The sequence below is a fragment of the Sphingomonas elodea ATCC 31461 genome, assembly GCF_000226955.1.
Taxonomy (GTDB): Bacteria; Pseudomonadota; Alphaproteobacteria; order Sphingomonadales; family Sphingomonadaceae; genus Sphingomonas; species Sphingomonas elodea.
Genome location: NZ_AGFU01000071.1, coordinates 1 through 13,164, shown reverse-complemented (window position 1 = coordinate 13,164; position 13,164 = coordinate 1). Strand labels below are relative to the sequence as shown.

The window sequence follows — 13,164 nt, the reverse complement described above, 5'->3', positions numbered from 1 at the left end:
TTCCGCCAATCCCCCGGCCCATGAACGCACCCGTCCCCAAGCCCTGGGTGATGGCCATCGCCCCCTATGTCCCGGGCCGCGCCACCACCGATTCGGGCAAGCCCGCCGCCAAGCTCTCGTCGAACGAGAACCCCTTCGGCACGCCCCAGGCCGCGCGCGACGCCTATGCCGCCGCCGCGACCGAACTGGAGCGCTATCCCGACGCCGGCGCCGTCGCGCTGCGCGAGGCGCTGGGCGCGCATTACGGGGTGGAGCCCGAGCGGATCGTCTACGGCACCGGCTCGGACGAGGTGCTGCACCTTGCCGCCGGCGCGTTCGCCGGGGTGGGCGACGAGATCATCTATGTCCGCTACGGCTTCGCGGTGTACGACATCGCCGCCCGGCGGGTCGGCGCGACGCCGGTGGTGGCGCCCGATCGCGACTATGCGACCGATGTCGACGCGATCCTCGCCTGCGTGACCGACAAGACCAGAATCGTCTTCCTCGCCAACCCGAACAATCCCACGGGCACGTACACGGCGCGCGAGGAGATCGCCCGCCTGCACGCGGCACTGCCCAAAAGCGTGCTGCTGGTGCTCGACCAGGCCTATACCGAATATCTCGATTCCGAGGATGATGACGGCGGGCTGGAACTCGCCCGCACCCAGCCCAACGTGCTGGTGACGCGCACCTTCTCCAAGATCTTCGGCCTCGCCTCGGAGCGGGTCGGCTGGGGCTATGCGCACCCCGACATCATCGCGGCGATGCACCGCATCCGCGCGCCGTTCGCGTTCAGCATCGGCGCCGGCCGCGCCGCGATCGCCGCACTGGGCGACAAGGACTTCGTCGCGCACAGCCGCGCGCACAATGCGCAGTGGCGCCAGTGGTTCGCCGACGAGATCGCCAGCATGGGCAACAAGGGCGTCCGCGCGGTGCCGTCCAAGGCGAACTTCCAGCTCGTCCTGTTCGAGGGCGAGGTGACCGGCGAACAGGCCTACAAGCACCTCATGGAGGACGGCTATATCGTCCGCTGGCTGCCGGGCCAGGGCCTGCCCCATGGCTTGCGCATCACCATCGGCACCGAGGAAGAGATCAAGGGCGTGGCAGCCTCGCTGCGCCGCTTGCTCGGCGCCTGATGCAGCCCTTCGCGCGCGTCACCATCCTCGGCCTCGGGCTGATCGGCTCGTCGATCGCCCGCGGCATCCGCCAGCACATGCCGAGCGTGCGGGTGACCGGCTATGACGCCGACCCCGCCGTGCGCGAGACGGCGGTGGCGATCGAGCTGTGCGACGACGTCGCGGACAGCGCGGGCACCTCGGTGATCGATGCCGACCTCGTCATCCTCTGCGTGCCGGTGGGGGCGATGGGCGCGGTGGCGGCGGAGTTCGCCGCCGACCTGCCCGCCGACGCGATCGTCAGCGATGTCGGCTCGTCCAAGCTCAGCGTGATCGAGGCGGTGCGCGAAGCCCTGCCGAACGCCACCTTCATTCCCGCCCATCCGGTGGCGGGCACCGAGAATAGCGGCCCCACCGCCGGCTTTGCCTCGCTGTTCCACCATCGCTGGTGCATCGTCACGCCCCCCGAGGGCAGCGATCCGCTGGCGGTCGAGCGGGTGAGCGAATTCTGGCGGCGGCTCGGCGCGAATGTCGAGCTGATGGAGCCGGGGCATCACGACCGCGTGCTGGCGGTGACCAGCCATCTGCCCCACCTGATCGCCTACACGATCGTCGGCACCGCCTCGGACCTGGAGGAAGTCACCCAGTCCGAGGTGATCAAATATTCTGCGGGCGGCTTCCGCGACTTCACCCGCATCGCCGCGTCCGACCCGACGATGTGGCGCGACGTGTTCCTGAGCAACCGCGAGGCGGTGCTCGACATGCTCCAGCGCTTCACCGAGGACCTGACCGCACTCCAGCGCGCGATCCGCTGGGGCAAGGGCGACGAGCTGTTCGAGCTGTTCACCCGTACGCGCGCGATCCGCCGCTCGATCATCGACCAGGGGCAGGACGATGCGCGGCCGGACTTCGGGCGGTCGCACGAATAGTCCCCCAGGCTGTCATTCCGGCGAAAGCCGGAATCCATTGGGGTCTCCGCAGCCATTCTTGCTGCGACGTAGTGGCGAATGGATCCCGGCTTTCGCCGGGATGACGGTCCCGGGGTGGGCCTCAGCCCCCGGTCACCGGCCGCTGCGCCCCGCGCGACACCAGCCGCTCACTCTGCCGCTGGCAGGCGGCCTGCACGACGGGATAGTCGACATCGGTGGCGCGACGAAGCGCGCCTTCCATGGCTTCCTGGCAGGCGACCTGCGACGTATAGCGGGCGGGTTCCAGGCGGACCTGGCGGCAGGCCTGCGCATCGTCGCTGCAGCCCATGATCGCCAGCACATAGAGCAGTTGGTCCATGACACATGACCTCCTGCCGCGATCAACGGACGGACCTCCGGGCTGTTCCCGTGGTTGCGTCGCGTGGCCTTGCGTCCCAGATTAGGGCGGATGCCTCCCGAAACCTCGTCCGCCACGCTCGACCGGCCCATGCTCGGCACGATGAAGCGCTTCCTGCCGTATCTGTGGCCGCGCCATGCGCCGGGGCTGCGGGTGCGGATCGTGCTCGCGCTGTTGCTCGTGCTCTGCTCGAAGCTGGTGCAGGTCTATGGCGCGCCGTTCGCGCTCCAGGGCGCGATCGACCGGATGGCCTCCGGTCCGCGCGACGCGGTGTGGCTGATCGTGGCGCTGGTCACCGGTTATGCCGCGGCGCGGTTGGGCACGGTGTTGTTCGACAACCTCCGCAACGCGGTATTCGAGCGGGTGGGGCAGGACGCGACCCGCCGGCTCGCCTCGGACGTGTTCCGGCATCTCCACCAGCTGTCCTTGCGCTTCCACCTCAACCGCCGCACCGGCGCGGTGACCAAGGTGGTCGAGCGCGGCACCAAGAGCATCGACACGATGCTCTATTTCCTGCTGTTCAACATCGCCCCGACCATCCTCGAGCTCTGCATGGTGCTCGGCATCTTCGGCACGCGCTTCGGCTGGTGGCTGGTCGCGGGCACGCTGGCGATGGTGGTGATCTACATCGCCTTCACCCGCTGGGTGACCGACTGGCGTTCCAAGCTGCGCGAGCAGATGAACGACCTCGACACCGGCGCCGTGGCCCACGCCGTCGATTCGCTGCTCAACTTCGAAACGGTGAAGTATTTCAACGCCGAAGCCCGTGAGAGTGCCCGCTACGACAAGGCGATGACGGCGTACATGAACGCCGCCGTGACCAGCGAGAATTCGCTCGCGTGGGTCAATATCGGCCAGGCGGTGATCACCAACCTGATGCTCGCCGCCGGCATGGCGCTGGTGGTGTTCGGCTGGTCGACGGGCCGCTTCACGCCAGGTGACGTAGTGCTGGTGTCGACGCTGCTCAGCCAGCTGTTCCGCCCGCTCGACATGCTCGGCTGGGTCTATCGCACGATCCGCCAGGGCGTGATCGACATGGGCGCGATGTTCGACCTGCTCGATACCGGCGCCGAGGTGAAGGACGCCGCGGACGCGCAGCCGCTCGCGGTGCAGCAGGGGCATGTGCGCTTCGAGGGCGTGCAGTTCGGCTATGATGCCGATCGCCAGATCCTCAAGGGCATTGACCTCGACATTCCGGCGGGCGCCACCGTCGCGGTGGTCGGGCCGTCGGGGGCGGGCAAGTCGACGCTCGCGCGGCTGATGTACCGCTTCTACGACGTCACCGGCGGCCGCATCACCATCGACGGGCAGGACATTCGAGCGGTCACCCAAACCAGCCTGCGCGCCGCGATCGGCATCGTGCCGCAGGACACGGTGCTGTTCAACGAGACGATCGGCTACAACATCGCCTATGGCCGCGAAGGTGCCACGCCCGAGGAGATCGCCGAGGCGGTGCGCGGCGCCTCGATCGCGAACTTCATCCAGGCGCTGCCGCAAGGGCTCGACACGCGGGTGGGCGAGCGCGGCCTCAAGCTTTCGGGCGGCGAGAAGCAGCGCGTGGCGATCGCCCGCACGCTGGTGAAAAACCCACCCATTCTGATTCTCGATGAGGCGACCAGCGCGCTCGACAGCCGCACCGAGGCGGACATCCAGGCGACGCTCGAGTCGATCGAGCGGGGTCGCACCACGATCGTCATCGCCCACCGCCTGTCGACGGTGGTCCATGCCGACCGCATCATCGTGCTGGAAGCAGGCCGTGTGGTCGAGCAGGGCACCCATGCCGAGCTGCTGCGTGAAGGCGGGATCTACGCCGAAATGTGGGCACGCCAGGCGCAGGAGCGCGAGGAAGGCGAGACGCCCGTCGCAGAGTGAAGCCTTTCCCCGCGCGACCGGTTATACCGTTCGTGCAACAGGGGAGGGGCAGATGCTGATACCGTTCGGACTGGCAGGCGTGGGCGTTCTCGGGCTGGCCGGATGGTCGGCCTGGGCGGGGCGCAAGGCCGAGGAGATGGTGCCCGCCGACGGGCGTTTCGTCAATGTCGCGGGTGCGCGGCTGCATGTCGTCGAGCTGGGGCCGCAGGACGCGGCGGGGCCAGCGATCGTGATGATTCACGGGCTGATGGGGCAGTTGCGCAACTTCAGCCATTCGCTGACCCGGCATCTTGCGCAGGACCGCCGGGTGATCCTGGTCGACCGGCCGGGCTGGGGGCATTCGCACCTCACCGGCGCGCGGCCCGATCTTGCCGGTCAGGCGCGGATGATCGCCGAACTGATCGAGAGCTTGCGGCTGGAAAAGCCGCTGGTTGTCGGCCACTCGATGGGTGGCGCGGTAGCGCTGGCGCTGGGCGTGGGGCACCCGGAGGTGCCCGGTGCCCTCGCGTTGATCGCGCCGCTGACGCAGGTGGTGGAAAATCCCCCGGCGGTGTTCCGCGGGCTGATGGCGCCGCCAGCGGTGCGCGAGACGCTCGCCTGGACGATCGCGGTGCCGATGGCGGTCGCGTTCGGCCCCCGCAACGCCGCTTCGGTGTTCGCGCCCGATCCGGTGCCGGCGGACTTCGCCACCGCCGGGGGCGGCGCGTTGGCGGCGCGGTCGCGCGCCTACCAGATGGGCAGCTTCGAGGTGCGGATGGCGCGCGATGCGATGCGGGCGCTGGTGCCGCACTATGGCGCGCTGCGGCTTCCGGTCGCGATCCTCTACGGGCGGGGCGACACGGTGCTCGACCCGGCGCTGCACGGCGAGCGGACGGCCGCGGAGATTCCCGGCGCCACGCTTACGCTGATCGAGGGCGGGCACATGCTGCCGGTGACACATGCAGCCGAAACCGAAGCCTGGCTGCGCGAGGTGTTCGCCCGGATCGGCTGAGCTTACTTCGCCTCGGCGATCAGCTTGGCGGCGGCGTCGCCCGCCCAGTCGAAGTCGCCGGAGACGCGCCACACTTCCTTGCCGGTCGATTCATAGAGGATCGTCGTCGGCAGGTTGGTGCCCATCTGCACGCTGAACGCGGTGTCGGTATCGAGATACGGCTTCAGATGCTTGTAGCCGTTCTTCTGGAAGAACGGGCCGACAACTTCCATGCCCTTCAGGTCCTGGCTGAGCGGCAGCACGACGAGCGTGTCGCCCACCTTGCCGGCCAGCGTATCCAGCGTCGGCATTTCCTTGATGCACGGCACGCACCAGGTCGCCCACAGGTTGAGCAGCACCGGCTTGCCCTGGAAGGCGGCCAGCGCCAGCTTCTTGCCCGCGGCATCGGTGAAGGCAATCGTCGGCGCCGCCTCGCCCTTGTGGCTGCGGTCGACCGTGCCGCCGGGCGTGGGCGCAGCGGCGTTTGACGCCGGGGTAGTTTCGTTCGCTTGCTGAGACGGCTGCGTTTGCGTATCGCACCCCGCGATTGCGAGGGCGCCCAGAAGGAGAAGACCGATCACCGAGCGCAAGGACAGCTCCAATTCCATGTGGGGAGGGCGCTTCGCCGAAGGCCCGTCCGCGGTGATGCGCGAGATAAACGCCTCCATCCCCTTCGACAAGCGGATGTGGCAGCAGGATCTGCGCGGCTCCAAGGCGCACGTCGCGATGCTGGGCCGGCAGGGGATCGTGGGCAGCGAGGACGCAGCGACGATTAGCGCCGGGCTCGACCAGGTCGCCGAGGACTTCGCCGCCAACGGCGTGCCCGAGGATCTGGCGCTCGAAGACATCCACATGCTCTCCGAAAGCCGGCTGGCGGAAAAGATCGGCCCCGTCGCGGGCCGCCTCCACACCGCGCGCTCGCGCAACGACCAGGTCGCGACCGACTTCCGCCTCTGGGTGCGCGATGCGATCGACCAGGCCGATGCGGCGCTGGGTGCGCTGCAGGACGCGCTGCTGGCGCGGGCCGAGCAGCATGCCGACAGCGTGATGCCGGGCTTCACCCATCTCCAGGTCGCGCAGCCGGTGACGCTGGGCCACCATCTGATGGCCTATTTCGAGATGTTCGCGCGCGACCGGTCGCGGCTGAAGGATGCGCGGGCGCGGATGAACCTGTGCCCGCTGGGCTCGGCGGCGCTGGCCGGCACCGGCTTCAACCTCGATCGCGAGGCGACCGCCAAGGCGCTGGGCTTCGACGGGCCGACGCGCAACTCGCTCGATTCGGTCTCGGACCGCGACTTCGCGCTCGATTATCTGACGGCGGCGGCGCAGTGCAGCCTCCACCTCAGCCGGCTGGCCGAGGAATTCGTGATCTGGGCAAGCCAGCCCTTCGGCTTCGTGGCACTTTCCGACCAATGGTCGACCGGCAGTTCGATCATGCCGCAGAAGCGCAACCCCGACGCGGCCGAGTTGGTCCGCGGGCATTCGGGGCGGATCAGCGGCGCGCTTTTCAGCCTGATGATGACGATGAAGGGCCTGCCGCTCGCCTATTCGAAGGACATGCAGGACGACAAGCCGCCGGTGTTCGAGGCGCATGACCTGCTCGGCCTCAGCATCGCGGCGATGACCGGCATGGTCGAGAGCGCCACCTTCCGGCTGGAGCGGATGCGGGCGGCGGCGGAGGCCGGCTTCTCCACCGCGACCGACCTGGCCGACTGGCTGGTGCGCGAGGGCGGCATCCCGTTCCGCGAGGCGCATCACATCACCGGCCGCGCGGTTGCCAAGGCGGAAGCCGAGGGGATCCGCCTCGATCAGCTCTCGATTCAAGCGCTCAAGGAAATCGATGCACGGATCGACGAACGCGTGTACGGCGTTCTCAGTGTCGACGCATCGGTCAACAGTCGGGTCAGCTTCGGCGGCACGGCACCGTCGCGCGTTCGTGCGGCGATAGCAGCGGCCCGCAAGGGTCGCGAGGAGGAATCATGAGGAAGCGACTGCTGCTCACCGTACCGGCCCTCGGCCTGGTCCTGAGCGGCTGCGGCGTGCGCGAGCCCCTGGCCCCGCCGCCGGGGGCCTCGCTGCCGGTGGCGCCGTACGGTGCCGCGGTGACGCCCACGCCTCCCGACCTTCTCAAAGCGCGCGCCCAGACGCGCCCCTCGCGCAGCGACGACCTGATCCAGGCGTCCGAAGCGCGGCGGAGCGATGAGTTCGACCTGCCACCCAACTGATTTTGGCGGCCCTCAGCGCCGCACCCAGAGGCTCATGACCGATTTTTCGATGATCGACGGCGAACTGCACGTCGAATCGCTGCCCCTCGCGCGCATCGCCGCCGAGGTGGGTACGCCCGTCTATGTCTATTCCACCGAACGCTTCCAGGCCAATGCCCGCGCCTTTCGCGACGCGCTGAAGCCGCTGGGGCGCATCCACCTCGCCTTCGCGATCAAGGCCAATCCCAACCTCGCGGTGCTCAAGCTGCTGGCGAACGAGGGCTTCGGCGCCGATGTCGTCTCGGGCGGCGAAATGGCGCGCGCGCTGGCGGCGGGCGTGGCGCCCAAGGACATCGTCTTCTCGGGCGTCGGCAAGACGCGGCGCGAGCTGGTCAAGGGGCTGGAGGCCGGGATCGGCCAGTTCAACCTCGAGCTGGTCGAGGAGGGCGAAGTGCTGGCGGCGCTGGCGGCCGAGCGCGGCCTTACCGCGCGCGCGGCGCTGCGGGTGAACCCGGATGTCGATGCCGGCACGCACGAGAAGATCTCGACCGGCAAGGCGGAGAACAAGTTCGGCCTGCCGATCGGCGAGGCACCGGCGATCTTCGAGCGGCTGGGCAAGCTGCCCGGCCTCGATCTGCACGGCATCGCGGTGCATATCGGCAGCCAGCTGCTCGGCTTGGCACCCCTGGAATCCGCATTCGAGCGCGTCGGCCGGCTGCTCGCCGAACTGCGCGCGGGCGGCCACACCATCACCCATGTCGATCTCGGCGGAGGCCTTGGCGTCGCCTATCGCCCGGGTGAGGTGCCGCCGACGCCGGAAGCCTATGCAGAGATGGTCGCGCGGGTGACGAAGGACTGGGACGTCGAGCTGATGTTCGAACCCGGCCGCACCATCGCGGGCAGCGCGGGCGTGCTGGTCACCGAAGTGCTGTGGGTGAAGCCGGGGCAGATCCACCCCTGGGTGGTGGTCGACGCGGCGATGAACGACCTCGCGCGGGTGGCGCTGTACGACGCCTATCATGGCTTCGCGGCGGTGAAGCCCAATGGCGAGCGCTTCGTCGCCAATGTCGCGGGGCCGGTGTGCGAAAGCACCGACGTGTTCGTGAAGGCGCGCGAGATCGATGCGGTGAAGGCCGGCGACCTCGCCGTGCTGGAGACGGCGGGCGCGTACGGCGCGACCATGGCCAGCACCTATAACAGCCGCCCGCTGGTACCCGAGGTGCTGGTCTCGGGCGATCGCTATGCCATCGTCGCCGGCCGCATCTCCGCCGAGGAGATCATGGCCGCCGAGCAGGTGCCGGACTGGCTCAAGTGACGCTCGCCGCGCTGCCCCTGTTCGTGAAGCTGGCGGGGCGGCCGGTGATCCTGGTCGGCGAAGGGGAGCCGGCGGACGCCAAGCGCCGCCTGCTCGACCGCGCCGGGGCGCAGGTGGTGGGCGAGGGCGATAGTGCCGCGCTCGCCATCGTCGCGCTCGACGAACCCGAGGACGTGGTCGCGCGGCTCAAGGCGCGCGGGGTGCTGGTCAATTGCGTCGACCGACCTGAGCTGTGCGACTTCACCCTGCCGGCGATCGTCGACCGCGATCCGGTGCTGATCGCCATCGGTACCGGCGGGGTTTCCGCCGGGCTGGCGGCGGCGCTGCGGCAACGGCTGGAGGCATTGTTGCCGCAGAGCCTCGGCGCGCTCGCCAGGGGGCTGGGCCGCAGCCGGGGCGCGATGAAGGCGCGCTGGCCCGATGCCGGTGCCCGTCGCCGCGCGCTGGCGGATGCGCTGGGCGAGGGCGGCATGCTCGACCTGCTGGCGGAGGATGGCGATGTCGATCGCTGGCTGGCGGAAGGCGCGGCCCCGCAGGCGCAGCTCGTTACGCTCCGCCTCACCTCGCCCGATCCCGAGGACCTCACGCTGCGCAACGCGCGACTGCTTGCGCAGGCCGACCGGCTTTTCCATCTGGGCGACGTGCCCGACGCCATCCTCAACCGCGCGCGTGCCGATGCCGCGCGCATCCTCGCCCGTCCCCCCGCCGATCCCGGCGAGGGCCTGTCGCTCTGGCTGGAGATGGCGGATTGAGCGGCTTCGCCTATGTCGTGAAGGACGGGAAGGTCGAGCAGCCGACGATGCGCGCGGCGCTCGATGCGCGGGGCGGGCTCACCTGGATCCACCTCACCACCAATGACGAGCGCGCCCAGCTCTGGCTGAACGGCGAGGCCAAGCTGTCGCCCTATGTCATCGATTCGCTGACCGCGACCGAGACGCGCCCGCGCTGCGACGCGGTGGGCGATGGCGCGGTGATCAACCTGCGCGGGCTTTCGTCGGAGGCGACCACCGCCTCCGATCCGCTCGCCTCGATCCGCATCTACGCGATGGGCGGCTGCGTCTTCTCGGTTACGCGCAAGCATCTCAACGCGCTGCAGGCGGTGCGCGAGGAGGTGGAATCGCACAAGATTCTCGATCCCGGCGACCTGATCGCGGCCTTCGCGCAGGCGATCACCGAGGAACTGGATCCGGTCGTCGCCGAACTCGGCGATTCGCTCGACGATTGCGAGGAGCAGCTCTCCGCCCACCGGGCGTTCGAGCTGCGGCGCATGGTCAACAAGGTGCGGGTGCAGGCGATCGGCTATCGCCGCTTCCTCAATCCCCAGCGCGCCGCGATCGAGAAGCTGGCGGGCCTGCCGGGCGACTGGCTGCGCGAGGACGACCGGCTGCATCTCTCCGCCGCCGCCGATCGCGCCGCGCGCATGGCGGAAGAAGTGGAAAGCATCCGCGAACGCGCCGCGCTGACCCATGAGACGCTCACCGATCTGCGCGGCGAGCTGCTCGACCAGCGCTCGCTGGTGATCGCGATCGTCGCGATGGTGTTCCTGCCGCTGACCTTCCTCACCGGGTTGCTCGGCATGAACGTCGACGGCATTCCCTTTGCGCACGAACCCTGGGCGTTCTGGGGCGTGGTGGGGGTTTGCTTGACGATGTCGCTCGGGATCGCGGGCTATTTCGTCCACCGGCACTGGTTCGAGTAGGCGCCCAAGCCCGTCATTCCGGCGAAAGCCGGAATCCATTGGGGTCACCGTCTCGGCTCTAGCCAGAACGTAGTGGCGAATGGATCCCGGCTTTCGCCGGGATGACGGCTGGTGGGGGGGGACCCTCAGCGCTTCAGAAAATCGAAGATCTGGCCGACCATCACGTCGAGCGCGCCCTGGCAGTGCGTCTCGACGTCCGGCGTCTCGACCGTGTTGACCGCGATCCCCATCGGCGTCGGCCAGCCGCGCAGCGCATGGGTGATGGTGCGCAGCGCCTGCAGCGTCGCCACCGAGGCCTGCCAGCCCGCCGCGGTGGCGACCAGGCCCACCGGCATCCCGTCGAAATAGACACGGTCGTCGCGGCTGAGCAGCTCGACATAGTCGAGCGCGGTCTTCACCAGCCCGGACAGCGTGCCGTGATAGCCGGGCGAGCCGATGATCACCGCATCGGCGCTGCGCAGCGTCTCGACGAAGCGCATCACCTTGGCGTCGGTGTCGCCATGCTCGGGCTCGAAATGCGGGAAGACGATGTCCGGCCCGGTGAGCAGGGTGGTGCGCGCGCCGCGCGCCTCGGCGCGGGCGAGGGCGGCGGCGAGCAGGCGGCTGGTGCTGGACTGGGCGCGCAACGTTCCACCCAGCGCGACGATGTGAGGCGTGTGCATGGTTCCTCGCTAGAGCAAGCCGGCGCCGGGCGCCAGCACGGGCGCCGTCATTCGGGCTTGCCGCCGGGCTTCCATTCCGGCTTGGCGTCGCTGTTGGCCAGTGCGTGCAGCGGCTCGACCAGCGACTGGATGGCGCGGGTCATGAAGGCGATATCGATATTGGCGACCGTATCGTCCTTGCTGTGATAGGTCGGCACCACCGCCCAGCCCGAGATGGTGTGGGCGACGACACCCTTCCGCGCGAGCGAGTAGTTGTCCGATCGCTGGAAGAAGTTCTGCTCCGGATAGGGATCGGCGGTAACCAGCGCGCCGTGCGCCTTCAGCGTCTCGCCCAGGGTCGAGCGCTCATAGCCGGTCATCATCATCGTGCCGGCGGGAAGCTTGGGATCCTGCGCGCCGATCATCTCGACTTCCACATTGGCGACGATCTGGTCGAGCGGCACCGGCGGGTGTGCGCCGAACCAGGTCGAGCCGAAGCCGCCGATTTCTTCCGCGCCATAGGCTACGAAGAGGATGCCGCGCTTGCTCTTGCCCCTGGCGGCCAGCGTCCGGGCAAGCTCGAGGACCGCGGTGGTACCCGAGGCGTCGTCATTGGCGCCGTGCATCACCGTGCCGTCGGCCAGCACGCCGAGATGGTCGAGGTGCGCGCTGAGCAGCAGCACGCCGGCCTTGGGATCGGTGCCGGGAAGCCAGCCCACCGCGTTGGTGGTCACGCTGGTCGATTCGGTGATCGGCACGGTCAGCGCCGCCTTGGTTCCGCCCTGCTTCGCCAGTGCATCGAACGCCCCGGCGGGCAGCACGACGAGCGACGGGCGGGCGCCCGGATCCTCACCGCGCAGATAGCTGGGGAGGCGCGGGCTGCCGCCCAGGCGCTCCGTCATCGCCCGGGTCTCGGCGCTCTCGCGGACGAGTACGACGCGCGCGCTCTTCATCTGGGCAGCGGTGCGATAGACCTGCATCGCCGATTGGTCGCCGGTGACGAGCAGCACGTCCGCCGGAGCGGTGCGCGACAGCGCCTTGGCCGGCGCGATCATCAGCGTCCCCTCGACGCTCTTGCCGTCGCCGAACAGCAGGGTCGCACCGGCCACCGGCTTGCCGTCGACGGCGAGGGTGATCGGCGCCTTCAGCGCGAGACGCACGATCTCGGCCTTCTGGAGATAGCCGTCCATGCCAGGCGCGGTCTGCAGGCCGAAGCCGCGAAACTGCGCTGCGACATAGGCGGCGGCGATCGCCTCGTCCGGCGTCGCGCTGCCGCGACCGCGCAGTTCCTCGCCGGCGAGGAAGGTCTCGTGCGCACGCACCCAGTCGGCGCTGACCTGCGCCTGAGCCTGCGTCGAGACCGCCAGCACGCTCGCCGCGGCCAGCGCCGCCAGCACGATTCCCCGCTTCATCCGCAATCCCCCGTTGGTTCGATCGCGGTGATGCGCCAGGCGGGCGCGGCGCGCAACCGGCGCCGCGCCCGGCGGATCAGAAGAACAGCTTGCGGATGCTCAGCCGCACCGCGCGGCCGGTGGGATCGAGCAGGTCCGGCTGATAGTTGACCGGCACCAGCCCGGTCTGGTCGGTCACCCGTTGGCGGGTGTTGAGCAGGTTGGTCACGCCCAGGCTCACCCGCGTGCCACGCAGCCAGGGGTGCGCGCGCACCAGCTTGAACTGGCGGCCGAGGTCCGCGAACAGCCGCAGGTTGAACGTGCCGAGCTCGCCGAAGTCGAGCCGGTTGGTCTGGTTCAGCCCGGTATAGACGCTGGTGCTGCTCTGCCATTTGAAGCCCAGCCGCGCGCCGAAACCGTCCTTGGTGAAGCCGGCCTGCGCGTCGATCTGGTGCGCCGGCTGGCCGCCATTGTTGCCGGCGGCATCGCCGTTCAGCAGGTCGAGAATCGGCACGCCGTCGCGGATCTTGATCTGATTCTTGAAGAACCAGGTGTGGTAGAGGCTGAACTGCAGGCGGCCGGCGAGCGCGCCGTTCGGCCCGCCAAAGCCGCCGCGACCACCGCGGAACCCGCCGCCGCCCTGGCCGCCGCC

At 69.3% G+C, this 13,164-nt stretch carries 13 protein-coding genes and 1 pseudogene; 9 read left to right on the top strand and 5 right to left on the bottom strand.

The window, feature by feature from the left end; genetic code table 11:
* The first annotated feature begins 20 nt into the window (after positions 1-20).
* Both hisC and KK7_RS0116995 read left to right on the top strand, forming a co-directional pair.
* Positions 21-1,115 carry a histidinol-phosphate transaminase gene (gene hisC, locus KK7_RS0117000; RefSeq protein WP_010545848.1) on the top strand — a complete coding sequence of 365 codons (1,095 nt, stop codon included), beginning with the start codon at positions 21-23 and terminating at the stop codon, positions 1,113-1,115.
* The gene (locus KK7_RS0116995; RefSeq protein WP_010545847.1) at positions 1,115-2,023 is read left to right on the top strand and encodes a prephenate/arogenate dehydrogenase family protein; all 909 of its coding nucleotides are present in this window, start codon (positions 1,115-1,117) and stop codon (positions 2,021-2,023) included. The genes hisC and KK7_RS0116995 overlap by 1 nt, the downstream gene beginning before the upstream one ends.
* 121 nt (positions 2,024-2,144) lie before the next feature.
* Here the strand turns inward: KK7_RS0116995 and KK7_RS0116990 are convergent, their stop codons facing one another.
* A complete protein-coding gene (locus KK7_RS0116990; RefSeq protein ID WP_010545846.1) occupies positions 2,145-2,381 on the bottom strand; it encodes a hypothetical protein in 237 nt (78 codons plus the stop codon).
* 90 nt (positions 2,382-2,471) lie between these two features.
* Between KK7_RS0116990 and KK7_RS0116985 the strand changes: the two genes are divergently transcribed.
* Together KK7_RS0116985 and KK7_RS0116980 are read left to right on the top strand one after the other, a co-directional pair.
* Entirely contained in the window at positions 2,472-4,292 is a 1,821-nt protein-coding gene (locus KK7_RS0116985; protein ID WP_010545845.1) for an ABCB family ABC transporter ATP-binding protein/permease, read from the top strand.
* A gap of 52 nt (positions 4,293-4,344) precedes the next feature.
* Entirely contained in the window at positions 4,345-5,283 is a 939-nt protein-coding gene (locus tag KK7_RS0116980) for an alpha/beta fold hydrolase (protein ID WP_010545844.1), read from the top strand.
* Positions 5,284-5,285: 2 nt separating this feature from the next.
* On the opposite strand, the gene KK7_RS0116975 is transcribed toward KK7_RS0116980, so the two are convergent.
* Entirely contained in the window at positions 5,286-5,843 is a 558-nt protein-coding gene (locus KK7_RS0116975; RefSeq protein WP_337459585.1) for a TlpA family protein disulfide reductase, read from the bottom strand.
* Between the two features lie 25 nt (positions 5,844-5,868).
* On the opposite strand from KK7_RS0116975, the gene argH reads away from it, so the two are divergent.
* The 5 genes from argH to KK7_RS0116950 are packed head-to-tail and all read left to right on the top strand — an operon-like array spanning position 5,869 to position 10,480.
* Positions 5,869-7,245 carry an argininosuccinate lyase gene (gene argH / locus KK7_RS0116970; RefSeq protein WP_010545842.1) on the top strand — a complete coding sequence of 459 codons (1,377 nt, stop codon included), beginning with the start codon at positions 5,869-5,871 and terminating at the stop codon, positions 7,243-7,245.
* Positions 7,242-7,487 carry a hypothetical protein gene (locus KK7_RS0116965; protein ID WP_010545841.1) on the top strand — a complete coding sequence of 82 codons (246 nt, stop codon included), beginning with the start codon at positions 7,242-7,244 and terminating at the stop codon, positions 7,485-7,487. The genes argH and KK7_RS0116965 overlap by 4 nt, the downstream gene beginning before the upstream one ends.
* Positions 7,488-7,521: 34 nt before the next feature.
* A complete protein-coding gene (gene lysA, locus KK7_RS0116960; RefSeq protein ID WP_010545840.1) occupies positions 7,522-8,781 on the top strand; it encodes a diaminopimelate decarboxylase in 1,260 nt (419 codons plus the stop codon).
* Entirely contained in the window at positions 8,778-9,533 is a 756-nt protein-coding gene (locus KK7_RS0116955) for a precorrin-2 dehydrogenase/sirohydrochlorin ferrochelatase family protein (protein WP_010545839.1), read from the top strand. The genes lysA and KK7_RS0116955 overlap by 4 nt, the downstream gene beginning before the upstream one ends.
* A complete protein-coding gene (locus KK7_RS0116950) occupies positions 9,530-10,480 on the top strand; it encodes a zinc transporter ZntB (RefSeq protein ID WP_010545838.1) in 951 nt (316 codons plus the stop codon). The genes KK7_RS0116955 and KK7_RS0116950 overlap by 4 nt, the downstream gene beginning before the upstream one ends.
* A gap of 125 nt (positions 10,481-10,605) precedes the next feature.
* On the opposite strand, the gene KK7_RS0116945 is transcribed toward KK7_RS0116950, so the two are convergent.
* The 3 genes and pseudogenes from KK7_RS0116945 to KK7_RS23035 all read right to left on the bottom strand — a co-directional run.
* Positions 10,606-11,142, bottom strand: coding sequence for an NADPH-dependent FMN reductase (locus KK7_RS0116945; protein WP_010545837.1), 537 nt, complete (start codon positions 11,140-11,142; stop codon positions 10,606-10,608).
* A 47-nt stretch (positions 11,143-11,189) separates the two neighbouring features.
* Entirely contained in the window at positions 11,190-12,533 is a 1,344-nt protein-coding gene (locus KK7_RS0116940) for a M28 family metallopeptidase (protein ID WP_010545836.1), read from the bottom strand.
* Positions 12,534-12,609: 76 nt separating this feature from the next.
* A pseudogene (locus KK7_RS23035) lies at positions 12,610-13,164 on the bottom strand (TonB-dependent receptor); the annotation flags it as partial.